Raw genomic sequence first — 25892 nt, 5'->3', positions numbered from 1 at the left:
AAGCGGGGCCCAGGCCCCGACTTGCGCATCTAAGGTAACATTATGAAAACACGTGCACAGGCCGCTCTCGTTATTCAACAGGTGCTGGATCAGGGCCAATCCCTCTCCGCTGTTCTGCCTGCTGCCCAGGAGAAGGTTGCGCCCCGCGATCGCGCCCTCCTGCAAGAACTCTGCTATGGCACCCTGCGCTGGCTGCCCCGCCTCGATGCGGCGGTCAACGAGATGATGGACAAGCCGCTCAAGAACAAGAGCCGCATCTTCCACTATCTGATCCTGGTCGGCCTCTATCAGCTCATCTACACCCGCATTCCGGCCCACGCCGCCGTGGCCGAGACCGTCAACGCCGTCAAACTGCTCAAAGGCACCTCCCTGCGCGGCCTCATCAATGGCGTGCTGCGCAACTTCCAGCGCAGCGCCGAAGTCATCTTGCTGCGCATCGACCGCGTTCCCAGCATTCGCCTCGGCCACCCGGAGTGGCTCACCAAGCGCCTGCGCCAAGCCTATCCAGAAGATTGGGAGTTCATCATGGAGGCGAACAACCAGCGCCCGCCCATGTGGATCCGCAACAACAGCCAGCGCCAGAGCCGTGATGCCATGCTGGCTCGCATGGCCGAAGTCGGCATCAATGCCGTGGCCGGTGAAGAGGGCGAGGATTGCATCCTGCTGGAGCGTCCTTGCGACGTGACCAAGCTGCCCGGCTTCGAAGCGGGCGACTGCTCGGTACAGGATGGTGCTGCCCAACAGGCCGCCCGACTGCTAGACCCGCAACCGGGCGAGTGGGTACTGGATGCCTGCGCCGCCCCCGGCGGCAAGACCGCCCACCTGCTGGAACGTCAACCTGCGCTTGCCGGCGTGGTCGCCGTCGATGCAGACGAGCACCGCCTCAAGCGGGTGCAGGAGAACCTGGACCGCATCGGTCTCAAGGCCGAGGTGATCCACGGTGATGCCAGTACCCCGGAACTCTGGTGGCCAAAGGGCCAGTTCGATCGCATCCTGCTGGATGCCCCCTGCTCCGCCACCGGTGTCATCCGCCGCCACCCCGACATCAAGTGGCTGCGCCGGGATCAGGACATCCGTGAACTGGCCGAGCTGCAGCGCCGTATTCTCATCGCTCTCTGGTCGAAACTGAAAAGCGGCGGTACTCTGCTTTACGCCACCTGCTCAGTGCTGCCGGAAGAGAACCGCGAACAAATTCGCGCCTTCCTGGCTGCCACCCCGGATGCCACCCTGGTGCCGCTGCATGAACAGGACACGCCGGCGTGCCCGGGCCGCCAGTTCCTGCCAGGCGAAGCCGAGATGGATGGCTTCTACTATGCCAAGCTGATCAAGCGGTAAGCAGGGCCATGGCCATGAAGATGACGGGTGCCGGTTGACGGCACCCATTACTGCGCAACATCGAGCAAGCTTTCCCTATGAGAATCATCATGTTGACGACTGACCCTGACCTGATTGCCACCCGTTGCAACGCATCCTCGTTCCCTGAGGGGTCCCTATGAAGATCATCATTCTGGGCGCAGGCCAGGTCGGTGGCACCCTGGCTGAAAACCTGGCCGGCGAGAACAACGACATCACCATAGTCGATACCGACAGCGACCGTCTGCGGGAGCTGCAGGACAAGTTTGACCTGCGGGTGGTGAACGGCCACGGCGCCCACCCCAAGGTGCTGCGCGAAGCGGGCGCCCAGGATGCGGACATGCTGGTGGCGGTCACCAACAGTGACGAGACCAACATGATCGCCTGCCAGGTGGCCTACTCCCTGTTCAACACCCCGAACAAGGTGGCGCGCATTCGCTCCCCTGCCTATCTGGTGGAGCGGGATCGATTGTTCCTGCCGGAATCGGTACCGGTGGATCACCTGATCGCCCCCGAGCAGCTGGTGACCGACTATGTGCGCCGGCTGATCGAGTATCCGGGTGCGCTGCAGGTGGTGGACTTTGCCGGTGGCAAGGTGGGTCTGGTGGCGGTCAAGGCCTACTACGGCGGCCCCCTGGTGGGCAACGCCCTCTCCACCCTGCGGGATCACATGCCCAACATTGAGACCCGGGTGGCCGCCATCTTCCGCCAGGGGCGCTCCATCCGTCCGCAAGGCACCACCATCATAGAGGCGGATGACGAGGTGTTCTTCGTTGCCGCCGCCGGCCATATCCGGGCCGTGATGTCGGAACTGCAGCGGCTCGAGAGCCCCTATCGTCGCATCATGATCGTCGGTGGCGGCAACATAGGAGCCGGCCTCGCCCGTCAGCTGGAGAAGCGCTACAGCGTGAAGCTCATCGAGCGCAACCAGAAGCGGGCGGAGCAACTGTCCGAACAGCTGGAAAACACCATCGTCTTCTGCGGCGATGCGGCGGATCAGGAGCTGCTGGCCGAGGAGCACATAGACCAGATCGACGTCTTCATCGCCGTGACCAACGAGGATGAGGCCAACATAATGTCGGCCCTGCTCGCCAAGAAGATGGGCGCCAAGAAGACAATGGTGCTGATCCAGCGCAGCGCCTACGTGGATCTGGTGCAGGGTGGCTCCATCGACATCGCCATCTCGCCCCAGCAGGCCACCATCTCGGCCCTGCTGACCCACGTGCGCCGGGCCGATATCGCCAACGTCTACAGCCTGCGCCGCGGGGCGGCCGAGGCCATCGAGGCCATCGCCCACGGTGACGAGAACACCTCCAAAGTGGTGGGCAAGACGGTGGGGGAGCTCAAGCTGCCGCCCGGTACCACCATAGGCGCCATAGTGCGCGGTGATGAGGTGCTGATCGCCCACGATCGCACCCAGATCCAGCAGGATGACCACGTGGTGATGTTCCTGGTGGACAAGAAGTACATCCCGGAAGTGGAACGGCTGTTCCAGCCAAGTCCTTTCTTCCTGTAACCTGCCCATGCACCCAGGCAACGCAAACCAGACCCGGCACAGTCTCCCAAGTGGATTGTCCGGGTCTTTTGTCAATCAACGACCAGGTTATCCTGCATGATCAAGCTGCGTCCCATCATCTTCACCATAGGGCTGGTGCTCTCCAAACTGGCCCTCTTCATGTGGCTGCCCACCCTGCTGGCGCTGCTCACCGGCTCCGAGGGCTTCGTCGAGTTCCTCAAATCCGTGCTGATCACCCACGGCGCCGCCCTGCTCTGCCTCCACTATGGTCGCAAGGCGGAGTTTCACCTCGGGGTGCGCGAGATGTTCCTGCTCACCACCTCAGCCTGGGTAGTGGCCTGCATCTTCGGGGCCCTGCCCTTCTTCTTCATCAACCACATCGACTTCACCGACGCCTACTTCGAGACCATGTCCGGGGTCACCACCACGGGCTCCACCGTACTGTCAGGGCTCGATGGCATGGCCCACAGCATCTTGCTGTGGCGCTCCATACTGCAGTGGTTGGGGGGTGTGGGCTTCATCGTGATGGCGGTGGCCGTGCTGCCCTACCTCAACGTGGGGGGCATGAAGCTGTTCCAGACCGAGAGTTCGGATTGGTCGGACAAGAGCGCACCGCGCGCCAAGACAGTGGCCAACAACATAGTGGTGGTCTATCTGGTGCTCTCCATGCTCTGTTTCCTCGCCTACTGGGTGAGCGGCATGACGCTGTTCGAGGCGGTCAACCACGCCATGACCACCCTCAGTACCGGGGGCTATTCCACCTCGGATCAATCCATGTCCCACTTCTCCAACTCGGCGCACTGGATCGGGACCCTCTTTATGTTCCTCGGCGGCCTGCCCTTCCTGCTCTACGTGCAGAGCCTGAGCCGCCGCGACAACAGCCTGCTCAAGGATGCCCAGGTGCAGGGCTTCTTCTGGCTGGTGATCTGGGTCACAGTCGTCGTCACCTTCTATCTGTGGATAAGAGATATTTACGGCTTTATGGATGCCCTGCGCATCAGCAGCTTCAACATAGTCTCGGTGCTCACCACCACCGGCTTCGGCCTCGGTGATTTCGGCACCTGGGGGCCGCTCACCAGCATCATCTTCATCATCCTGCTGGCACTGGGCGCCTGCTCCGGCTCCACCGCCGGCGGTCTCAAGATCTTCCGGGTACAGGTGGCGTTCGCCCTGTTCAAAAAGCAGATGCGCCAGCTGATGCACCCCTCCGCCGTCTTCCCGCAGAAGTACAACGGTCGCCCGGTCAACGACGCCATCATCCGCTCCATGATCTCGTTCGTGCTGGCCTATTTCGCCGTCATACTGCTGATCGCCGCCCTGCTCGCCGCCATCGGGCTGGATCCCCTGACCGCCATCTCGGGCTCCATCACGGCGCTGGCCAACGTGGGCCCCGGCATGGGCCCCGTCATAGGTCCCAGCACCAACTTCGCCAGCCTGCCGGATTCGGCCAAGTGGATACTGTCTTTCGGCATGCTGCTGGGGCGGCTCGAGATCCTGACAGTGGCGGTGCTCTTCTTCCCCTCCTTCTGGAAGCAGTAACGCCGCCAATCAAGGCTGCGACTCTGCCTGGCCAGCCTCGAAGCCGGGTGAGCAAATGCAAGAAGGGCAGCCAATGGCTGCCCTTCTTTATCTCATGCGGTGCATGACCATCCGCCTCACTCTGCGGACTCTTCCCGCTCCAGCGCGCGGTTGACCAGCGGCTCGGGCAGCGTCTTGGTCACTTCGACCCCCAGCTCGCGGAAGCGCTCGGCCTGGGCGATCAGGTTGCCACGGCCGTTGACCAGCCGCCCCATCGCCTTGTCGTAGCTCTCCTGCGCCTTGTGCAGGCTGCCACCCATCTGCTGCATCTCCTCCACAAACAGCCGCAGCTTCTCATAGAGGCGACCGGCACGCTCGGCGATCTGACGGGCATTCTGATTCTGCCGCTCATAGCGCCACAGGTTCTCTATGGTGCGCAGCGCCACCATCAGGTTGGTGGGGCTCACCAGCAGTATGTTGTTGTCTAGGCCGTAGCGCACCAGGGAGGGATCGGCCTCCAGCGCGGTGAGGAAGGCGGGCTCCACCGCCACGAACATCAGCACATAGTCCAGGGTGCGCACCCCGGGCAGCTGCTGGTAATCCTTGCGGCCCAGCTCGCGGATATGGTTGCGCACCGAGGCGACGTGCTCCTTGATCGCCACCGCCTTCTCCAGCGCGTCATCGGCGTTGTACCAGCGTTCATAGGCTGTCAGCGACACCTTGGCGTCTATGATGATGTCTTTTTCCTGGGGCAGGTGGACGATGACGTCGGGCTGATAGCGCTTGCCCTTGTCCACCTCGATATTGACCTGGGTGTGGTACTCATGGCCCTCGCGCAGGCCGCATTCGCTCAAGATCCGCGCCAGCACCACTTCACCCCAGTTGCCCTGCTGCTTGCTGTCCCCCTTGAGGGCGCGGGTCAGGGCCGCCGCCTCTTCGGTCATGCGGGTATTGAGCTCGGCCAGACGCTCCAGCTCGAACTTGAGGCTGTGGCGCTGGGCCGTTTCCTGGGCGTGGGTCTCTCCCACCTGACGGCGAAAGCCCTCAAGCTGCTCTTTGAGCGGGGTCAGCAGCAGATCCAGGCTGTTCTGGTTCAGTTCGCGGAAGTTGCCCGAGTTTTGCTCGAAGATACGGTTGGCGAGGTTTTCAAACTGCTGGCTGAGACGCTGTTCCGCCTCCTGTTGCAGTTGCAGCTTCTCGGCAGCGGCCAGCCGCTCGCTGCGCAGGGTGGCTTCGGCATCCTTGAGGCGGGCGGTGAGCTTGATCAGCAGGGTCTGCTGCTGATCAAGCTTCTGCTGGCCCTGCATCCGCTCGTCCTGCAACTCGTCGAAGCGATCCTGCAACGCCTGATGGCGCTCTTGTGCCAGCATCAGCTCCTGAGCCTGCGCCGTGGCGGCCCGACGCCCGATCAGCCAGCCAAGCCCGAGAGCCAGCACGGCGGCAGGCAGCAAGATCCCCCAGAGCCCGGGGTCGATCATTTGCGGCTCCGCTGACGCAGGAAGAGCTCGAGGTAACGGTTGAGCAACAGCCAGAACATCACATAGAGGAGGTAGGCGGCCAACACCACCCACTTGTGACTGTTAACCCCGGTATCGAGCTCGGCGAACTCGATATCCTTGATGCGGCAATAGGCCCACATCAGCAGGGGGAAGATATACAACAGAGACGCACGCCACAGAAATAACCACATGAGTTCATTCAATCCCGCAAAAAGACTCGCCTAGCTTACACAAGGGCAACCCGGCTTGCGATCCTGGCCGGCGCTATTCTCTGGCTTGCCAGCGGAAACTTGGATAAAATTAACCCCTAATAGGTATCAGGGGTGAGCATGACTCATTTTTTCTGTCGATGGCTGACGCACGCATTGGGGAGCTCCCGCAAACCGGACGTGGTTTGTCACGAGGCACGCCCGCCCTGGGCCATCGAAGAGTCCCAGTACCTCTCCCTCTGCACCCGCTGTGGTGAATGCTTCAAGGCCTGTCCCAACGGCCTGCTCAAACCGGCAAGCCAGCCCGAATACGAGGGTACCGCCATCGCCGGCACCCCTGTGCTGGATCTCGCCTGCGGCCAGTGCAGCTACTGCGGCAGCTGCGCCAGAGCCTGTCCGACCGGCGCCCTCGACCTGCAGTGGGGACGCCAGGTGCAGACCCGGGTACAGATAGAGGCGAGCTGTCAGGCCAGACAGGGCTTCTACTGCCTGCTGTGTGAAGATGCCTGCCCCCAGCAGGCGATCAAGGCCACCGCCGATGGCGTCAGCGTCAACATGGCGGCATGCGATGGCTGCGGTGCCTGCGGTCTCGCCTGCTTCCATGGCGCCATCACCCTGATCCCCCAGCTCTGACCCCAACCGCCACCCCTGGCTCACACGCCAGAAAGCACAAAGGGGCCCGGGGGCCCCTTTGTCAGTTCGGCGCGGCGTTTATGCCATGGCCAGGATGGAATCCTGTTCGATGCCGAGCAGGTGACAGAGACGGGTAGGATCCCGCACCGCATCGGCCAGGGTGTATTCCCCCAGCACCTCAAGGAAGGCGTTCATGGCGCGGCGCAGTATGCCCTGAATACGGCAGCCACCGGAGAGGCGGCAGTTCTCGCGCTTGCAATCCACCGGGCAGAGCACGTGCTCCATGTCCATCACCACATCGCGCAGGTTGATGGAGACGGCGGAGCGGCCGAGGCGGATGCCGCCATGCTTGCCACGTACCGTCTCTATGTAGCCCTTGATGCCGAGCTGATGCACTATCTTGACCACGTGGTTGCGGGAGATGGCAAAGGTATCGGCCACCTCTGTGATGGTCGACAGGCGATCTCCCGGCTGAACCGCCAAAAAAGTCAGGGTACGCAGGGCATAGTCGGTAAATCGTGTCAGTTGCATGGTCGCACTTGCCTCTTACTACAAGCCAGAAATCAGGACGACAACCTAAAGCTAAGAGGCGGGGCCGCGCTTGCGCTTGCACGGAGCACGCATCTTAATCTGAGTCGTGGAGTGACAAGGTTAAGAGCAGCTCAGGCGGGTGTCGATGAAGATGCACATAAATCGACACTTTCTTTGATTGATCGCAAACTTGCAGGCTTAGTCCAAGGTTTGGGGTGTTTTGGGCGGCTAAATTCGCCTGTCTCCCCCAAGCACCCGAATGAATTAACCTGCACCATACGAAACCGTTTTTCAGGATTCAGTGAGGCTGCCTGAGCCAGTTTTTCAAGGCGCTGGAGGGAATCGAACTCTCGGAGGCAACCGCGAAGGCACCCCAGTCTACCGCGCACTGCAAGGCATCCTGGATCGCCATGCCGCGGGCCAGCCCGTGAATGAGGCCGCCAGCGAAGGCATCCCCCGCCCCCGTGGTATCGACCACCGAAACCGGCCGCGCCGCCACCCGGATCTGCTCCTCGCCGTGAATGGCCACGGCTCCCGCCTTGCCTTCGGTCAGCACCAGCCACTCCAGCTGCTCACCCGCCAGCTGGCGGGCATGCTGCCAGGGATCGCTCACCTCCCCGAGATCGGAGCGGGAGGCCACCAGCACGTGGCAGGGACGACGCGCCTGCCCGCCCTTGGGATACTGGGCCACCACGAAGCTCTTGCCGAGCATCTGGCGCATATAGCTGATGATGGCGGTGCCGGGATAGTTCACGTAGAGGCAGTCCACTCCCTCTACCGGCAGGTCACCGGGCAGATCGGGGCGACGCGGCCGCCTGAGGATGGTGCGCTCGCCGGTGGAGTCCACCAGGATCAGCAGCTCGCCTGTCTCGCCGCCGAACCGCTCCACGTGAGAGCAATCCAGTCCATAGCTCGCCGCCTGCTCCAGCAGCCAGTCGCCCGCCTCATCCAGCCCGATGCGGGAGGCTATGGTCACCTCGTGGCCGGCCCACACCAGCCCTATGCCGGTGTTGGCGGCGCCGCCCCCCAGCCGGCGGCCCTGATCCACGTATTGCAACCGGGCACCGGCCACCAGGGGTTCGGAGAGGGAGAGCACATGATCACAGTTGAGATTGGCGAGCAGCAGAATACGGGACATGGAGAGACCTCACTGACAAGGGATCCCAGTATATGAGAAAGGGCCCTGACGGCCCTCCCTGAAATCGCGGGGTTTGTGAGCCCGCTCGACGTTTGCCGGCCGGCTTCACGCAGCTGCGTCAGCCCAGTACGGACTCGGCGCTGACGTACTCGTAGCCGAGCGCCTGGGCCACCGCCGCCTGGGTGATCTTGCCCTTGAACACATTGAGACCGGCCCGCAGGTGCTTGTCATCCCTGAGCGCCTGAGCGTAGCCCTTGTCGGCCAGCGCCAGCACGAACGGCAGGGTGGCATTGGTCAGGGCGAAGGTGGAGGTACGCGCCACGCCGCCCGGCATGTTGGCCACACAGTAGTGGATGATGCCGTCCACCACATAGGTGGGCTCCTCGTGGGTAGTCGGGTGGGAAGTCTCGAAACAGCCGCCCTGATCGATGGCCACGTCCACCAGCACTGAGCCCTTGCGCATCAGCTTGAGCATGTCGCGGGTCAGCAGCCTGGGTGCCGCCGCCCCCGGGATCAGCACGGCGCCGATCACCAGATCCGCCTGGGCGATGCAGGCCTCGATATTGGTGCGAGTGGAGTAAAGCGTCTTGAGGGCCGGGCCATAGAGACTGTCCAGCTCCCGCAGCCGCGGCAGGGAACGATCCAGTATGGTGACATCGGCCCCCAGCCCCAGCGCCATGCGCGCCGAGTTGACACCGACCACCCCGCCCCCCAGCACCACCACTTTGGCGGGCGCCACCGCAGGCACGCCACCGAGCAGGGTGCCATTGCCCCCCTGCGCCTTCTCCAGGCTGTGGGCCCCGGCCTGGATCGCCATCCGCCCCGCCACTTCTGACATGGGCGCCAGCAGCGGCAGGCCGCCGCGCTCGTCGGTCACCGTCTCGTAGGCGATGGCCACTGCCCCCGAGTGCACCAGCAGCTGGGTCTGCACCGGATCCGGCGCCAGGTGCAGGTAGGTGAACAGCAGCTGATCCGGGCGCAGCAGTTCACACTCCTCCGGCTGGGGCTCCTTCACTTTCACTATCATCTCGGCCCGGGCGAAGATCTCCGCCGCGCTGGCCACCAGCTCGGCCCCGGCCGCCTGGTACTCGGCATCGGACAGTCCGATCGCCTCGCCTCCCTGCTGTTGCACCAGGACCTTGTGTCCCCGGGCCGCCAGCTCCTGCACTCCGGCGGGAGTCATGCCGACCCGGTATTCATGGTTTTTGATTTCCTTGGGTACGCCAATAATCATGCTCGCTCTCCTGCTGTGATCCCGCCGGTCGCTCCTTCGCCACCGGGCAGTATGCCCAAAAATTGCAACAGCCACTGCATCATGGTGGCCGAGTCCACTTCCCCCTCCAGCGAGGAGAGGCTGCGCTGATAGCGGTCGTCGGACAAAAAGTCCCGCCGCCGCTCGATCAGCGCCCGGTTGTACTCCACCGAAAACTCCGGATGCCCCTGAATGGCGACTATGTGATCCCCCTGCAAGAACATGAAGTTGGGACAGAAATCGTTGCCCGCCAGCCGGATCGCGCCCGGCGGTAGCTGCTCGACCTGATCCTGGTGACTGGCCAGGATCCGGATGGTGTCCAGCCCAGGCTGCATCCAGGCGCCGGTCGCCAGCATGGGATGGACAGAGACGCCGAGCCCCCAGCCCTTGGTGGATTTCACTACCTCGCCCCCCAGCGCCTGGGCGATCACCTGATGACCGAAGCAGACCCCGGCCAGCTTGACGTCGGCATCGTGGGCCTGGCGGATCCAGCCTCGCAGCGCCTGGATCCAGGGCAGATCGCTGTAGGCATCGTGGCGCGAACCCGTGATGAGCCAGGCATCACACTCTTGCAGGTCGTCCGGCAGCTCGCCATCGAGCGCCGACCAGACCCGAAACTCCAGCTCGGGGGCCAGGGCCCGAAAGCCCTTGATAAACATCTCGGAGTAAACGGGGCCGAAATCACCCGCCAAATCGGGATCCAGCCGGTCACAATCGAGAATTCCCAGTCGCATCTGTAACTCCTTTACAGAGGTTGCCCCCGCAGAGCCATGGCCTGCGGGGGCAACAAGTTAGGCCATGGCAGCGTGCCTGCGCGTCACTTCATGGTCGGCATGGAGAACTCGGCGCCGGCGCGCAGGCTCTGTGGCCAGCGCGCCGTCACCGTCTTCATCCGGGTGTAGAAGCGCACCCCATCCGGCCCGTGCATGTTGAGCGGCCCGAAGATGGACCGTTTCCAGCCACCGAAGCTGTGAAACGCCATGGGCACGGGGATGGGGACGTTCACCCCTACCATACCGACCTGGACCCTGGCGGTGAAGTCCCGCGCCGTATCGCCGTCGCAAGTAAAGATGGCGGTGCCGTTACCGTACTCGTGTTCGTTGATGAGCTTGAGCGCCGTCTCGTAATCCGGGGCCCGCACTATGGCCAGTACCGGGCCGAAGATCTCCTCCCGGTAAATGCGCATCTCTGGGCTCACCCGGTCGAACAGGCTGCCACCGATAAAGTAACCTTCCCCGTGACTCACGCCACGACCATCGACCCGCAGCTGGGCCCCCTCGGCTACCCCCTGATCCACGTAAGCGCGCACCTTGGCCAGATGCTCGCGGCTGATGAGGGGCCCCATCTCGTTCTCCGGGCTCTGACCCAGACCCGGCCCGACCCTGAGTTGCGCCACCAGTGGCGAAAGTTTGGCTACCAGCGCATCGGCTGTCTCATCCCCCACCACCACGGCCACCGAGATCGCCATGCAGCGCTCACCGGCGGCGCCGTAGGCTGCCCCCATCAAGGCTGAGACCGCCTGATCGAGATCCGCATCCGGCATCACCAGCATGTGGTTCTTGGCACCGCCCAGCGCCTGTACCCGCTTGCCGTGGGCCGAGGCGGTAGCATAGATGTACTGGGCTATAGGGGTGGAGCCGACAAACGACACGGCGCCGACCCGCGGGTCGCTCAGCAACACGTCCACCACCTCCTTGTCGCCGTTGACCACGTTGAGCACGCCATCCGGCAGGCCGGCCTGCTTGAGCAGCTCGGCCATGCGCAGGGAGAGGGACGGATCCTTCTCGGACGGCTTGAGAATGAAGGTATTGCCGCAGGCGATGGCCACCGGGAACATCCAGAGCGGCACCATGGCCGGGAAGTTGAACGGCGTGATGCCGGCGCACACCCCCACCGGCTGCATCATGGAGTGGCTGTCCACCCCGCGGCCCACGTTGAGGGAGTGCTCCCCTTTGAGCAGGTGGGGAATGCCGCAGGCAAACTCCACCACCTCCAGGCCACGGGTCAACTCGCCCTGGGCGTCGGAGAACACCTTGCCGTGCTCGCGGCTGATGAGCCGGGCCAGATCATCCCTGTGCTGCTCCATCAGCTCCTTGAAGCGAAACAGCACCCGGGCCCGTACCAGCGGCGGGGTCTGCGACCAGTCGGCGAAGGCGCGCTCTGCCACGGCAATGGCCTCGCCACATTCGGCGGCTGTGCTGAGCACCACCTGGCCCTGCTGCTGGCCGGTGGCCGGGTTGAAGATGGCACCGAAGCGCTCGCTGCGACTCTCGGTCGTCTCGCCGTTGATAAAGTTGCTGACCCGATATGTCATAAATCCTCCGTGATGGTTAATCCGTCTCTCCCTGCGCAGTCTCGCGCGAGCCGGGCACAGGGAGATGGCGCCCAAATCCGGGGCGCCATGCAATTCAAGGTGAAAAGGGGTTATGCCTGCGTCTGCAACACGTCCTGCAGCAGGGTGAAGAGATCGTCTATCTGGCTGCGCTCCATGATGAGGGGCGGCGACAAGGCTATGATGTCGCCGGTGACGCGGACAAGCGCCCCCTTCTCGAAGCAGCGCACGAACACCTCGTAGGCACGCTTGCCCGGCGCATCCGGCAGGGATTCGAGCTCTATGCCCGCCACCAGCCCGTAGTTGCGCACATCCTTCACATGCTTGCAGCCCTTGAGGGAATGGGCCGCCTCCTCCCAGTAGCCCGCCAGATCGGCGGCGCGGGTCAGCAGGTTCTCGTTGCGATAGATCTCGAGGGTCGCCAGCGCGGCGGCGGCGGCCACCGGGTGACCCGAATAGGTGTAGCCGTGGAACAGCTCGATGGCGCCCTTGCCGGCGGCCATCATGTCGTCATAGATGCCGTTGCTCACCAGCACGGCCCCCATGGGGATGGCGCCGTTGGTGAGCCCCTTGGCGCAGGTGATCATGTCGGGCATGACATCGAACTCCTGGGCGGCGAAAGGGGAACCGAGGCGACCGAAGCCGGTGATCACCTCGTCGAAGATCAGCAGGATGCCGTGTTTGGTACAGATCTCTCTCAGCCGCTTGAGGTAGCCCTTGGGTGGCATGATGACACCAGTACTGCCGGCGATGGGTTCGACTATGACGGCCGCTATGTTGCTGGCATCGTGCAGGAAGACGATCTTCTCCAGCTCGTCGGCCAGGGTCAGGTCTTCGTCGGGCAGCCCCCTGGTGAAGGCATGTTTGGCGATATTGAGGGTGTGGGGTAGGTGATCCACCCCGGTCAGCAGGGAGCCGAACCACTTGCGGTTGCCGGGAATGCCCCCCACAGAGATGCCGCCGAAGCCGACCCCGTGATAGCCGCGCTCGCGACCAATCAGCCGGGTGCGGGTACCCTGCCCCCGCGCCCGCTGCCAGGCCAGCGCAATCTTGAGCGCCGTGTCCACGGCTTCCGAGCCCGAGTTGGTATAGAAGACATGGCCCAGTCCCTTGGGGGCAATCTCCACCAGCCGGTTGGCCAGCTCGAACGGCAGGGGGTGCCCCATCTGGAACGTCGGCGCAAAATCGAGGTGGGAAATCTGCTGGGAGACCGCCTCTGCTATCTCGCGGCGACCATGGCCCGCGTTGCAACACCAGAGCCCGGCTGTGCCATCCAGTATCTTGCGGCCATCCTCTGAGTGATAATACATCCCCTCTGCCGACTTCAGGATGCGCGGCGCCGCCTTGAATTGCTGGTTGGCGGTAAACGGCATCCAGAAGGCGGACATGTCGGAGGGCGTATTGATGTCGCTGATCGGTTTCATGGTCACCTCATCCTTAAGGTGTTTAGTAACTATCGGCTTATGCCTATTAAATTAAACACCTGAATTCCTAAAAAGGGGCTCATTATCGCCCCATCTGGTGCCACCCCTAGCTGATACATGAGCGGGGTGGTATAAGATATTTAACACAATTTTAATAATAGTAAACAGTCAAGGAGTGTCTATTGATGGATATAGGTCACCGCCTCAAGGCGGTTCGCACCAAGGCGGCCCTCTCCCAGCGCGAGCTGGCGAAACGCTCCGGTGTGACCAACGGTTTTATCTCCCAGATCGAGAAAAATCAGGTGAGCCCCTCGGTCTCCTCACTGCGCAAGGTGCTGGAAGGTATCCCCATGTCCCTGGCCAGCTTCTTCACCGAAGAGACCGAGATGGGAACCGAGGTGATCTTCCGCGCCAGCGACATGCCGGATCTCGGCACCCATCCCATCAGCTACCGGCTGGTTGGCCACAGCCGCGCCAACCGTGCCATCGGCATGATGCAGGAGATACTGCCGCCGGGTGCCGACACGGGTGACGACATGCTGAGCCACGAGGGAGAAGAGTGCGGCATCGTCATCCGGGGCACGGTCGAGGTCACCGTCGGCGAGCAGGTCCACCAGCTGGCGGCGGGTGATGGCTACTACTTCGACAGCCGCACCCCTCACCGTTTTCGCAACGTGGGCGAGCAGGAGTGCGTGCTGATCTCCGCCAACACCCCGGCCAGTTTCTAAGGCCATTCAGCGGCGTTCACGCCGATCGCTGGCACCTTGCCCCGGCCGGTTTCTCGCTCATGGCGAGTGACAAGGATGGCCGCCATTGCCGAGGATAAAGGGGCAAGTGTTTAATGAATTGTTACAGAATGGATTTACAAGCGGCAAGATGTTTAGCATATTGATACGCGGAGACCAATTCTTTGCCGGTTCAAGGAGTGAACATGAGTGACCTGACCCTGGCCCAGTGGCAACACAAGGCCGCCCACCTGACCCTGCCCTCGCAAGCCTTCATCAACGGCAGCTACCGGGATGCCATCAATGGCGCCACCTTCGACTGCATCAACCCGGCCAATGGCCAGCTGCTGACCAAGGTCGCCGCCTGCGACGCCGCCGATGCCGAGCTGGCGGTGCAAGCCGCCCGCGCCGCCTTCAGTGACAAGCGCTGGAGCGGGCTGGCCCCGAAACAGCGCAAGCTGATCATGCAACGCTTTGCCGAGCTGATGCGTCTCAACCAGGTGGAGCTGGCACTGCTGGAGTCGCTGGACATGGGCAAGCCCATCGGTGATGCCATGGGGTATGACGCCCCCGCCGCCGCCAACTGCATCGCCTGGAACGCCGAGGCCATCGACAAGATCTACGATCAGGTCGCCCCGGTGGAAGAGTCCGCACTGGCGCTGGTGACCCGCGAGGCCCTCGGCGTGGTCGCCGCCATAGTGCCCTGGAACTTCCCGCTGGTGATGGCCTGCTGGAAGCTGGGCCCGGCGCTGGCCACCGGCAACTCCGTCATCCTCAAGCCCTCCGAGAAATCTCCCCTCACCGCCCTGCGCATCGCCGGGATCGCGAAAGAGGCGGGCATTCCGGATGGGGTCTTCAACGTGCTGCCGGGCTTTGGTCATACGGTGGGCGAGGCGCTGGCCATGCACATGGATGTGGATTGCATCACCTTCACCGGATCCACCAAGATTGGTAAATATCTGGTGCAGTGCTCCGGCAAGTCCAACCTCAAGCGCGCCTTTATGGAGTGTGGCGGCAAGAGCCCCAACATCATACTGGCGGACGCGCCGGATCTGGACGCCGCCGCCAAGAGTGCCGCCGGCGCCATCTTCTACAACCAGGGCGAGGTGTGTACCGCCGCCTCCCGCCTGCTGGTGCAAAACAGCATCAAGCCGCAGTTCATGGAACGGCTGCTGGCCCATGCCCGCGAGTGGATCTCCGCCAACCCGCTCGATCCCGCCACCAGCATCGGCGCCATGGTCGATAGCGTCCAGATGGAGCAAGTGCTGCGTTATATCGAGATTGGCAAACAGGAAGGAGCCAAGCTGCTGCTGGGGGGCAAGCGCACCCACATCGAGAGCGGCGGCTTCTACATCGAGCCCACCATTTTCGATGAGGTGACGCCCGAGATGCGCATCTTCCGCGAAGAGATCTTCGGCCCTGTGCTGGCGGTGACCGGCTTCGACACGCTCGAAGAAGCCATAGCGCTCGGCAACGACACCGACTACGGTCTGGCCGCGGCGCTCTGGACGGCGGATCTCAACAAGGCGATCAAGGGCTCCCGCGCCCTGCGCGCCGGAACCGTGTTCGTCAACAACTGGGATGGCGGCGACATGACAATGCCGTTCGGCGGTTTCAAGCAGTCCGGCAACGGTCGCGACAAGTCGCTGCACGCCCTGGAGAAGTACACCGAGCTGAAAAGCACCTGGATCCAGCTCGAATAGCATCAGAAATGACGCTCATCTAGCGAATTGGGGGAGAAATCCCCCTTTTTCATTTTTACCCTTTCATCGCCCGCCTCAATCGATATAATCATCAAATAGACAAGCCCTTAAATATAAAGATAAAAATGTTATTTTTTCTGGGAAGTGTACTGTTTCTGGTGATAGGACTGCCGCTGCTGTTCTACATGCTGGGACAGGGCGAGGCCTATGTGACCTGGGGTCCGTGGATCTCCGCCATTGCACTCATGCTGTGGTTGCTGGTGGACGTCGAGAAGATCCGTCGCGGCGGGGGCCGCTGAGCAGAGCAACCTGTCGTTAAAATCCGCTGATCACCATTTATTCACTTCTTTCCCTCCAAAAGGATCGCTACACTGATTTTTTGCGATGTTTTCCAGCATCCGACTCTCCAGTGAAGGTTATCCGCATGCAGCAACAAGCTCAGCGTCAGGGCATCATCTATGCCTTGTGCGCCTATACCCTTTGGGGTCTCGCCCCCATCTATTTCAAGACCATCTCAGCCGTACCGGCCGCCGAGATCCTGACTCATCGCATGATCTGGTCCTGCGTCCTGCTGATGGTGCTGACCCTGATCGGCCGCCAGTGGCACAAGGTGCAGGCCGTGCTGCGCCAACCAAAAGTGCTGCTCACCCTGGCCTTCACCTCCATCACGGTCGGCGGCAACTGGCTGCTGTTCATCTGGGCCATCAACAACGGTCACATGCTGGATGCCAGCCTCGGCTACTACATCAATCCGCTGTTCAACGTGCTGCTCGGCATGCTGTTCCTGAGCGAGCAGCTGCGTCGCCTGCAGTGGTGGGCCGTGGGACTGGCGGTGATCGGGGTCGCCGTCCAGCTCATCGCCTTCGGCTCCCTGCCCTGGATAGCGCTGGTGCTGGCCTCCAGCTTTGCCATCTACGGCCTCATCCGCAAGAAGCTGGCCCTCGATGCCCTCACCGGCCTGCTGATCGAGACCATGATCATGCTGCCGCCGGCCGCCATCTACCTGTGGGGATTCGCCGACAGCCCCACCAGCCACATGACGGAGAACAGCTGGCACCTCAACCTTCTGCTGATCGCTGCCGGTGCCGTCACCACGGCGCCCCTGCTCTGCTTCACCGCCGCGGCCACCCGGCTCAAGCTCTCCACCCTGGGTTTCTTCCAGTACATAGGCCCCAGCCTGATGTTCATACTGGCGGTCACGCTCTACGGGGAAGAGCTGGCGCTGGACAAGCTGATCACCTTCGGCTGCATCTGGAGTGCGCTTGTGCTGTTCAGCCTGGACGGGCTGCGCAGCGGCAAGCGGCGCCGGGCTGCCAGCCAGGGTTGACGGCATGACTCGTCGACACTGCAATAATCTACAAGCCAATATTCAGGTTTCAGGTTATCAATAGTCGATGAGCGCTCCCCAATCCCGCATCCACTACTGGCAATCCCGGCTGCTGCCGGGGGTTGAACTCTCCCACTCCCACCACAGGGAGTTCAGCTATGGCCGCCACGTTCACCTGGACTATCACATAGGTCTGGTGCAGCAGGGCGGCCAGAAATTCATCCACAAGGGCAACAGCCACAATCTGGTGCGCGGCGAGCTCTCCACCGTCAACCCGGACGAGATGCACGATGGCCTCAGTCTGCTGCCGGAAGGGTATGAGGTACGGGTGTTTGCCATTGCCCCCGAGCAGCTGGCGCGCTGGCTACCGGACAGCCCCGAGCCTTTCTTCGACAAGGGCTTGCAGAGCCGCCCCGACCTCTACCAGGGTTTCGCCCGGCTGCACATGTACCTGGACACGCCCCAGGCGGACGGCCTGCTGGCGGAAAGCCAGCTGCTGGACCTGCTCGGCGAGCTGCTGCACATAGCGCCGGAGCGCCACGCCCTGGCGGATCCCCAGCTCAGATACCTGCGCGACTATCTGCTGGCCCGACTGGATGAGCGCCACAGCCTGGAGGATCTGGCCGCCCTGTTCGGGCTGGATCGCTTCGCCTTCCTGCGTCAGTTCAAGAAAAAGACTGGCATGACCCCCTATGCCTGGCTCAAGCGACTGAGACTGGAGCAGGGCAAGCGCCTGCTCGGCAGCGGCCTGCCGGTGAGCGAGGTGGCGCTGGCGGTTGGCTTCTTCGATCAGAGCCACTTCCACCACGGTTTTCGGCGGGCCTTCGGGCTGACCCCCGCCGATTACCGTCAGCAGATGCAGTCTTTTACGGGCCAGCCCGGCTAGCCAGGGCCATGACAGGCCAGCGCGGCCGATAACCATCAACAGCTGCAATCTTTTACAATCGCCTCCCCGCCCTGATCCCCCATGCTGTCACCTCATACCGTCATCGAGGTTTTACCATGTTCACCAGCCTGTTTCTGACCATAGGTCTCATCCACCTGATCGCCCTGGCGAGCCCTGGGCCGGACTTCGCGCTGATCTTGCGTACCAGCCTGCACAGGCCAACGGCACTGGGGGCTACGCTCGGCATAGCACTGGCCATCTTGCTGCACGCCACCCTCAGCCTGACCGGCATCAGCCTGCTGATCGCCGAACATCCCTGGCTCTTCATGGCGGTGAAGGTGGTCGGCGCCCTCTATCTGGGCTGGCTCGGCTGGGGGGCGCTCAAGGCTGCCTGGCACAGCTCGGCAACACTGGCCCTCAAGGCTGGCGGAGAGCAGCAGGGCTGGCGCAAGGGGATATGGAACGGGCTTGCCACCAATCTGCTCAATCCCAAGGCGCTGCTGTTCTTCATGGGACTGCTGGCGGCCATGGTGACGCCGCAGGTGGACGGCCTGACGCGCGGCCTGCTGGTGCTGGAGCTGTTCCTGCTCTCTCTGGTCTGGTTCGGCGTGCTGGCCTGGAGCCTCTCCACCCCGCGGGCCCAACGCCTGCTTGGCCGGATCCAGCGCCCGCTCAATCTGGTCACAGGTCTGCTGTTCGGCGCTGTCAGCCTCTCCATCCTGACTGGCATGGCCGGCGAGGCCTATGCCCTGGTCCCGCACTGATCTCCTCCCGGCCCCATGAAAAAGAGGGATGGCCTGAGCCATCCCTCTTTCGTTCACACGGATAAAGACCCGCATGGCAATCTGGTTCACACCGGGCACCACTGACGGTGGCGCTCGATGACCAGGCTTATCCTGTCAGAACCACTGACCGTGGCGCTTGATGTAGATGGTCTTGATCGCCTGGGTCAGCCCCATGTAGGCCAGCATGGTGATCACCAGCCACATGAAGTACCTGGGCGCCTCAAGGGTGATGAAGCCGAAGTGCTCCGCCAGCGGCGAGAACGGCAGGTAGCAGCCGATGGCGATGGCGATGGAGGTCGACAACAGCACCGGCAGGGTGGCCGTACTCTGCAGGAAGGGGATCTTGCGGGTCCGCAGCATGTGCACCACCAGGGTCTGGGAGACCAGCCCCTCGATGAACCAGCCGGAGTTCATGATGGCCTGACCATTGACCAGGGGATCCATGCTGCCGTTGGCGGTGGCATACATGGCGCCGGCACCGAACACGAACCACATCAGGCAGAAGGTGCTGATGTCGAACACCGAGGAGGTCGGGCCGAGCCACAGCATGAAGCGCTTGATGTTGCTGGCTTCCCACTTGCGCGGGCGCTTGAGGAACTCGGGATCCATCTTGTCCCAGGGCAGCAGCATCTGGGAGACGTCATACACCAGGTTCTGGATCAGCATCTGCATCGCCAGCATGGGCGCCCAGGGCAGCCAGGCGGAGGCGACCAGCACCGAGAAGACGTTGCCGAAGTTGGAGCTGGCAGTCATGTTGAGGTACTTGAGGATGTTGCCGAAGGTCTCGCGTCCCTTGACCACCCCCTCTTCCAGCACCATCAGGCTCTTCTCCAGCAAGATGATGTCGGCCGTCTCCTTGGCGATGTCGGCACCGCTGTCCACCGAGATCCCCACATCCGCATCCCGCAGCGCCGGGGCGTCGTTGATGCCGTCACCGAGGAAACCGACCGTGTTGCCGTTGGCCTGCAACGCCTTCACCACCCGCGACTTCTGCAGCGGGGTGAGCTTGGCGAAGATGGTGGCGTGCTTGACGACTGTGCACAGGGCCACGTCGTCCATCACCTCTATGTCCTTGCCGAGCAGCGGCACCCCCGGATTCAGCCCCACATCGCGACACACCTTGCTGGTGATGATGGGGTTGTCACCGGTCAGCACCTTGACCGCCACGCCGTAGTCGTTCAGCGCACGGATGGCCGGGGCGGCTGAATCCTTGGGCGGATCGAAGAAGGTGAGGAAGCCGCGCACCACCAGTCCGGCCTCGTCACTGGTCCGGTAGCTCTGCTTGCACTCGGCAGCCGGGATATCGCGGGTCGCCACTATCAGCACCCGATAACCGTCAGCGTTGTACTCCTCGCTGCGGCGCAGCAGGGCACGGCGCTCAATCTCATCCAGCTCGCGGATCTGCTTGCCGTCGTCGATGTGGCTGGAGACGGAGAGCATCTCCTCGACCGCCCCTTTGGAGACCATCAGCTGCTGGCCACTCTCATCCTGCACTATCACCGACAGGCGGCGGCGCACGAAGTCGAACGGCAGCTCATCCACCTTGCTGTAGCTGCCCGGCTTGCAGCCCGCCCCCAGCGCATCGGCGTGCTCGATGACGGCTATGTCCATCAGGTTCTTCATGCCGCTCTGATGATAACTGTTGAGCCAGGCCAGCTGCAGGATCCTGTCGTCCCGGCTGCCGCGCACGTCGTAGTGGTGCTCCAGGATGATCTTGTCCTGGGTCAGGGTGCCCGTCTTGTCGGTGCAGAGCACGTCCATGGCACCAAAGTTCTGCACCGAGTTGAGCCGCTTGACCACCACCTTGCGTTTGGCCATGGCCACGGCGCCCCGCGCCAGGTTGGCGGAGACTATCATGGGCAGCATCTCCGGGGTCAGCCCCACCGCCACCGCCAGCGCGAAGGTCAGCGCCGACATCCAGTCACCACTGCTGACGCCGCTCAGCATGAAGACCACGGGCACCATCACCAGCATGAAGCGGATCAGCAGCCGGGTGACGCTGTTCACGCCCCGATCGAAGCTGGTTTCGATGCGCTTGTGGCTCACCACGTTGCGGGCCAGCGAACCGAAGTAGGTGTCGCTGCCGGTCGCCACCACCACCGCCTTGGCGGTGCCGCTTACCACGTTGGTGCCCATGAAGCAGATGTTGGGCAGGTCGAGCAGGCCCACCTCCCCCGTGCTGCTGCCGTCCGCCGACTTCTCGGCCACTGCCCCCAGGGTGTCGTACTTCTCCACCGGCAGGGCCTCGCCGGTCAGCACCGCCTGGCTGATGAAGAGATCGCGGGATTCGATCAGCTTGATGTCGGCCGGGATCATGTCCCCCGCCTGCAGGTGCACTATGTCACCGGCCACCAGCTCGACCATCGCCACCTCCTTGCGCAGGGAGGGGGCTCCCGGCGAAGGGCGACGCTGCACTGTGGCGGTGTTGCGCACCAGCGACTTGAGGGTTTCGGCCGCCTTGGCCGAGCGGTACTCCTGCCAGAAGCGGAGCAGGCCGCTCAGGCTGACCATGACGCCGAGGATGATCACCTTGACCCAATCCTCGTCACCCGGCTCGGCCATCAGCACGTCCATCACGTAGCTGACCAGCCCGAGCACGATCAGCACCATCACGAAGGGGTTCTTGAACGCCTGCATCAGCTGGATCAGCGGATGGGGCGGTTTGTCGTGGGTCACCTCGTTGGGGCCGAACTGGACCAGACGGTTGGCCGCCTCGGTCGAGGTCAGGCCGTCGATATTGCCGCGCACGGCAGTGAGGGTGTATTCGAGGGACTTGTCGGCCTCGTCGAGCACCCGTGAGGAGAGCTTCTCATTGGCACGGCCCGGAGAGACGAATCCCTTTTGCTTGTGCCGGCTGGCGGTATGTTGTTGCTTCATAACTCTTTATCCTGATTTTCGCTTGCAGCAAGGCCCTGTCGCGGGCCAGGCCAGGCGTCAGTTCTAATGTGAGACAGGCAATGGGCCCCCGGTTGGCGCAGGCGCAGCATGGCTGCCGCCAGACGGTATGTCTGTCGGGCAAGCTTGCCAGCAGGTAGGGGGCTATCAGGGATCAGGACTCCGCATCCTGTTACCCGCAGGGGGATCAGGCGTGGGGAGGCGTGGACCCCGAGGGTCGAGGCTTGGGCTCTTCGGTCATACGATATCCTCCGAGTGGGGTGGAGAGAGGGCCGGGCGCGGCCACTGACAGCCAGATACACTGTCGTTGGCGAGCATGACCCGCGGGTCTGTATTATCGGCGGACGAGTCCGGTGATCCCGCCATCAGAGCGGCATACACCCATAAAGGAAATAAGGATAACGACAGCTTGAAATAACTGGATGCCGGTCAGAGAATAATGTCAGCGATGCCGGGCGGGTGAAGATAACGGAGAAAACCGCGCCCCATGGAAATATTACGGTGCAACCTTTGCCACGACCGGAATATATTGAGCAATCACGTCAATTATTTTATTTCGCAACCTGTCCTATCGAAAACGAATCTGTTTTCAATATGATATTGTCCATCTTGTTATTTTACGCTCGATCACTTCCCGGCCACGGCACGGATGCACAGTTCCGACGCTGTGGCGGCCCTGACGGGCAGCACCCGGGGCGCATGATGAAGCGTTCAATTGCAGGGTCGCGAGGCGGCATGGCTCGCAGGTGAGCGGAACAATCCAGATTTACAACGACAATCCCTGATGAAGGCCGGGATTAAGCGGTTGTGATAGTCGAAGGTGACTCATATAGATGCTGCACTCTGAGCGATCAGAGTGAGGGGGAAGAAAGGATATCAACCTCAGCTCTGGCAAGCCCACATCGCGATTTGCAATCGGCTACAACTGTCGCTTTCCATAATATCCTTCCATCTGTTGATAACACGCCGAGATTCTACCCAAAAGTATTCGAGGGCGCAAAATTTAAATTCGTTTTTAAAAAATTAATTAAAAATAGCAATGTAATAATATTACGCTACAGCTGACCGGCTGCAATATCAGGCCAGTCAGTTCCCCTGCCCATATACACGTTCTCTCACACCACCGCAAAGGCCATCAAACGCACTTGGCCGAGCCATCCCCGAGGTTTCGGAGCGTCGGCTCAGGATAGGACTATGCTATCCATGATATGGATTCGAATGGAGGTTACATGTTGAAGGCAATTCACGACCGCTCGCTTTTTTTCAGCCAAGCGCTGGGTATATTGATATTCATCGTATTGATATCAATCAGCTTTTTTGGTCTGCACTCGGTAAAAAACGCAGCGGACAAGATGGGGGAAGGGAAAGATGTCGTCGCCGACATATTGCCTCCCCCACTCTACCTCATCGAGTCCCAGCTGCTGGTCTACACCCTGCTTCATGCCAAGGCTGATGAACAGGAGAATCTGCTGCAATCCCTCGCCCGCCTGGAACAGGATTTCAACACTCGCAACCGCTTCTGGCAGGAAAGCTCGCTAGATGAAGACCTAAAAAGGAGCCTGCTTGGCGAGCAACGCACACAAGGCGAGCACTTCTGGCAACTCCTCAATGGCCAGTTCATTCCAGCCATCAAGCAGGGCAATCTCGAGCGTGCAACCACCATAGCGGCTGAATTGCACACCATATATAGGGCCCACCGGCTCGGGGTGGATGCCACCGTCACTCATGGCAACCAGTATGCGACTGAACAGTTGGAACAACTCACCCAGACCACCCAGATGTGCTATTGGTTACTGCTGCTCGCCGCCCTGATGGGATGTACTCTGGTCTTCTGGTTGGGACGGCCAACCCAGCAACGCCTGCTGGAGGCAGGCAAGGCCACCGCCGCCATTGCCGCCGGTGCGCTGAACTGCCCCATGCCAAACCCTGGCAACGATGCAATCGGTGATCTGATCCAACGAATTGGCAGCATGCGGGATCAACTTTCAACGCTGGTGGCGTCATTGCAGCAGAGCGCAGGCTCACTGAACGACAAGGCCACCAGCCTGACCACCCTCTCTCGCCAGCATGTCGACGACAGTCAGACCCAAGTGACATCCGCCAAGCGGGTTGAGCAGGTCATCGAGCAGTTATATGCCCTGATCCAGGAGGGAGATGCACAGTTGCAGCAGGTCAGCACCCTGACTTCCCAGTCAGAAGCTCACGCCAGTGCCACCCGGCTGGTCATACAAGAGGTGGAACAAGTGATCGAGGCCCAGGCTCACGGAGTTAAACAGGTCTCAGGCACCATTGCAGACCTGGCCGGGTTATCCCAGCAGATATCCGGCTTGGCGGGGGCAATCCACGGTATCGCCGAACAGACCAACCTGCTGGCGCTCAACGCCGCCATCGAAGCGGCCCGCGCCGGTGAACAGGGGCGTGGGTTTGCCGTGGTTGCCGATGAGGTACGTTCACTGGCCAATCGCACCGGCGAGGCAACAACCGAGATCACCACCATCATCGGCAAGATACAGGATGTCAGCCAGAGAGCAGTTAGTGAAATGGATACTGAACTGGCCCGGGTCGAGCAGACAGTAGGACATGTTGCTGATGCCAAACAGAGCATTACCCGCATCGAGCAAAGCTGTGGCGAAATCTGCCGGCGGATCGCTCAGGTCAGCGCCCTGATGGGAGAAGAAAAAACACGTATCTACGGGATCAACGACAGCATCACTGAAATGTCACAGCTCGCAACCAAGGTCAACGACAGCGCACGCCAGGCTGCGGAAGAGGCCGATATTGTGGCTCAACATTCACGAACCCTGACCCAGCAGACCCAGCATTTTCACCTCGATATCCCCGCCAACTCTCGCGATTGACCACCAGGGACACGGTTAGCCCCCGCGTCCCGCAATCCTTACCATCAACCAAACCGATAGCATTGGACTCAATGTGGGAATAGGATGCTCGACTTCCACTCACTCATGACGCACAGGAAACAACAACATGAATCGAAAATGGTCGCTCCCCATCGTGGCACTCGCGGGGGGAGCGTTACTCTGGCTCGGCAACACCTTTGGTATGAAATGGGCCCTGATGGCCCTGATCGGATTCGGCTTCGGCTTCACCCTCTCCTTCAGCCGCTTCGGCATAGTGTTCGGTTGGCGCGAGATGCTGACCAAGCGCAACAGCTACTATGTGCGGGTTCACCTGCTCACTATCGCCATCGAAATCCTGCTGTTCACCTGCTTCCTCTCCTTTAGTCACGCCCTGTTTGGCGATGCCATGGTGGGCAACGTGATGGCCATCGGCATTCCCTTCATCGTCGGCGCCTTCCTGTTCGGCATCGGCATGCAGCTGGCTGGCGTCTGCGCCACCGGCACCCTCTACTGCTGCGGCGAGGGGCAACCCCGCTTCTGGCTGGTGCTGCTCTGCTACGGCATAGGCACCCTGATCAGCAACCAGTTCCGACCCGCGCTGGATGCCACCTTCTCCAGCCAGGTGGTGCTGGCCAAGGATCTGACCGGCAATATCTGGAGCGGCATGCTGCTCAACCTGGCGCTGGTCGCCGTGCTCTTTCTGCTGTTTCGCAACAGCGAACTCAAACGCACCGGCGAGCTCAAGCCCCTCTTCAGCGGTGGCAACCTGTTCTGGCGCGACGGCCGCTTCACCGTGTTGACCGGCGGCATTCTCATCGCCCTGCTCAACTCCAGCGTGGTGGCTCTGCACGGCTCGGCCTGGACCATCACCGGCGCAGTCTATGATATGGCGCTGCGCGGCGCCTCCCTGTTCGGCCTGTTCGAGGGGAACCCGAAACTGGCTCAGCCACTCTTCATCAATCCCATGGTCGGCATGTTCTGGCTGGGGATCCTGGGAGCCATGCTGGCGCGCTGCATCAGCGGTGGCGGCAACTTCGCCCCGATGCGGCTCGGCAACAGCCTGGCATCCATCATTGGCGGCCTGCTGATGGGGATGGGCGCCATGTACAGTGCCTGCAACCTAGGTGGCTTCTTCGACGGCACTGCGTCGGGCAGCCTGCACGGCTGGGTCTGGATGCTGATGGCCCTGGCCGGCAGCCTGATCGGCATCCGCCTGCGGCCGCTGTTCAAGCTCTGACCTACTTTCCATTCATATCAACAACAACGGGGGCCTGGCCCCCGTTGTTGTTTTGGCAAACGCCCCATTCA

General features: G+C 62.0%; 21 protein-coding genes. 12 read left to right on the top strand and 9 right to left on the bottom strand.

What is annotated here, in order from left to right:
* The first annotated feature begins 42 nt into the window (after positions 1 to 42).
* The 3 genes from rsmB to BN1128_RS05455 all read left to right on the top strand — a co-directional run bounded on the left by rsmB (position 43) and on the right by BN1128_RS05455 (position 4408).
* Positions 43 to 1335 carry a 16S rRNA (cytosine(967)-C(5))-methyltransferase RsmB gene (gene rsmB / locus BN1128_RS05465; RefSeq protein WP_042866887.1) on the top strand — a complete coding sequence of 431 codons (1293 nt, stop codon included), beginning with the start codon at positions 43 to 45 and terminating at the stop codon, positions 1333 to 1335.
* A gap of 157 nt (positions 1336 to 1492) precedes the next feature.
* Entirely contained in the window at positions 1493 to 2869 is a 1377-nt protein-coding gene (gene trkA / locus BN1128_RS05460; RefSeq protein WP_042866885.1) for a Trk system potassium transporter TrkA, read from the top strand.
* A gap of 96 nt (positions 2870 to 2965) precedes the next feature.
* Positions 2966 to 4408, top strand: coding sequence for a TrkH family potassium uptake protein (locus BN1128_RS05455; RefSeq protein WP_042866883.1), 1443 nt, complete (start codon positions 2966 to 2968; stop codon positions 4406 to 4408).
* Between the two features lie 116 nt (positions 4409 to 4524).
* On the opposite strand, the gene rmuC is transcribed toward BN1128_RS05455, so the two are convergent.
* Entirely contained in the window at positions 4525 to 5865 is a 1341-nt protein-coding gene (rmuC, locus tag BN1128_RS05450; RefSeq protein WP_052445494.1) for a DNA recombination protein RmuC, read from the bottom strand.
* Positions 5862 to 6077, bottom strand: coding sequence for a hypothetical protein (locus tag BN1128_RS05445; protein WP_042866881.1), 216 nt, complete (start codon positions 6075 to 6077; stop codon positions 5862 to 5864). Before BN1128_RS05445 ends, rmuC begins: the two co-directional genes overlap by 4 nt.
* A 138-nt stretch (positions 6078 to 6215) precedes the next feature.
* Here BN1128_RS05445 and BN1128_RS05440 point away from each other — a divergent pair, with 138 nt between their 5' ends.
* A complete protein-coding gene (locus BN1128_RS05440; RefSeq protein WP_042866879.1) occupies positions 6216 to 6728 on the top strand; it encodes a ferredoxin-type protein NapF in 513 nt (170 codons plus the stop codon).
* A 78-nt stretch (positions 6729 to 6806) separates the two neighbouring features.
* On the opposite strand, the gene BN1128_RS05435 is transcribed toward BN1128_RS05440, so the two are convergent.
* The 6 genes from BN1128_RS05435 to aptA form a co-directional block, all read right to left on the bottom strand.
* On the bottom strand, positions 6807 to 7259 hold the full coding sequence (locus BN1128_RS05435; RefSeq protein WP_011704258.1) for an Rrf2 family transcriptional regulator: 453 nt from the start codon (positions 7257 to 7259) through the stop codon (positions 6807 to 6809).
* 298 nt (positions 7260 to 7557) lie between these two features.
* A complete protein-coding gene (locus BN1128_RS05430) occupies positions 7558 to 8397 on the bottom strand; it encodes a PfkB family carbohydrate kinase (protein WP_042866878.1) in 840 nt (279 codons plus the stop codon).
* Positions 8398 to 8515: 118 nt separating this feature from the next.
* A complete protein-coding gene (gene ald / locus BN1128_RS05425) occupies positions 8516 to 9631 on the bottom strand; it encodes an alanine dehydrogenase (RefSeq protein WP_042866877.1) in 1116 nt (371 codons plus the stop codon).
* A complete protein-coding gene (locus tag BN1128_RS05420; protein ID WP_042866875.1) occupies positions 9628 to 10383 on the bottom strand; it encodes a glutamine amidotransferase-related protein in 756 nt (251 codons plus the stop codon). The genes ald and BN1128_RS05420 overlap by 4 nt, the downstream gene beginning before the upstream one ends.
* Before the next feature lie 83 nt (positions 10384 to 10466).
* Complete coding sequence (locus BN1128_RS05415) at positions 10467 to 11963, bottom strand: CoA-acylating methylmalonate-semialdehyde dehydrogenase (protein ID WP_042866872.1); 1497 nt, start codon at positions 11961 to 11963, stop codon at positions 10467 to 10469.
* A gap of 110 nt (positions 11964 to 12073) precedes the next feature.
* Positions 12074 to 13405, bottom strand: coding sequence for an omega-aminotransferase AptA (gene aptA, locus BN1128_RS05410; RefSeq protein WP_042866871.1), 1332 nt, complete (start codon positions 13403 to 13405; stop codon positions 12074 to 12076).
* Between the two features lie 185 nt (positions 13406 to 13590).
* Between aptA and BN1128_RS05405 the strand changes: the two genes are divergently transcribed.
* From BN1128_RS05405 to BN1128_RS05385, 6 genes are all read left to right on the top strand, one after another.
* Entirely contained in the window at positions 13591 to 14133 is a 543-nt protein-coding gene (locus tag BN1128_RS05405; protein WP_042866870.1) for a cupin domain-containing protein, read from the top strand.
* 203 nt (positions 14134 to 14336) lie between these two features.
* Positions 14337 to 15833, top strand: a complete 1497-nt coding sequence (locus BN1128_RS05400) for an aldehyde dehydrogenase (RefSeq protein WP_042866868.1) — start codon at positions 14337 to 14339, stop codon at positions 15831 to 15833.
* 125 nt (positions 15834 to 15958) lie between these two features.
* Positions 15959 to 16132 (top strand): hypothetical protein, encoded by a 174-nt coding sequence (locus BN1128_RS25845; RefSeq protein ID WP_167335794.1) that lies wholly within the window; start codon positions 15959 to 15961, stop codon positions 16130 to 16132.
* Between the two features lie 125 nt (positions 16133 to 16257).
* Positions 16258 to 17160, top strand: a complete 903-nt coding sequence (gene rarD, locus BN1128_RS05395; RefSeq protein ID WP_042866867.1) for an EamA family transporter RarD — start codon at positions 16258 to 16260, stop codon at positions 17158 to 17160.
* A 67-nt stretch (positions 17161 to 17227) separates the two neighbouring features.
* Positions 17228 to 18046 (top strand): AraC family transcriptional regulator, encoded by an 819-nt coding sequence (locus tag BN1128_RS05390; protein ID WP_042866865.1) that lies wholly within the window; start codon positions 17228 to 17230, stop codon positions 18044 to 18046.
* Positions 18047 to 18162: 116 nt separating this feature from the next.
* Positions 18163 to 18810, top strand: a complete 648-nt coding sequence (locus tag BN1128_RS05385) for a LysE family translocator (RefSeq protein ID WP_042866863.1) — start codon at positions 18163 to 18165, stop codon at positions 18808 to 18810.
* 135 nt (positions 18811 to 18945) lie between these two features.
* Here the strand turns inward: BN1128_RS05385 and mgtA are convergent, their stop codons facing one another.
* On the bottom strand, positions 18946 to 21708 hold the full coding sequence (gene mgtA, locus BN1128_RS05380; protein ID WP_042866861.1) for a magnesium-translocating P-type ATPase: 2763 nt from the start codon (positions 21706 to 21708) through the stop codon (positions 18946 to 18948).
* 1370 nt (positions 21709 to 23078) lie between these two features.
* On the opposite strand from mgtA, the gene BN1128_RS05375 reads away from it, so the two are divergent.
* Both BN1128_RS05375 and BN1128_RS05370 read left to right on the top strand, forming a co-directional pair.
* Entirely contained in the window at positions 23079 to 24584 is a 1506-nt protein-coding gene (locus BN1128_RS05375) for a methyl-accepting chemotaxis protein (protein ID WP_276325053.1), read from the top strand.
* Between the two features lie 127 nt (positions 24585 to 24711).
* Positions 24712 to 25821, top strand: a complete 1110-nt coding sequence (locus BN1128_RS05370) for a YeeE/YedE thiosulfate transporter family protein (protein ID WP_244464559.1) — start codon at positions 24712 to 24714, stop codon at positions 25819 to 25821.
* The last annotated feature ends 71 nt before the right edge of the window (positions 25822 to 25892 follow it).

The sequence above is a fragment of the Aeromonas piscicola genome (genome assembly GCF_000820005.1).
In the GTDB taxonomy this organism is placed as follows: Bacteria; Pseudomonadota; Gammaproteobacteria; order Enterobacterales; family Aeromonadaceae; genus Aeromonas; species Aeromonas piscicola.
This window is presented reverse-complemented; position numbering and strand designations above follow the sequence as displayed.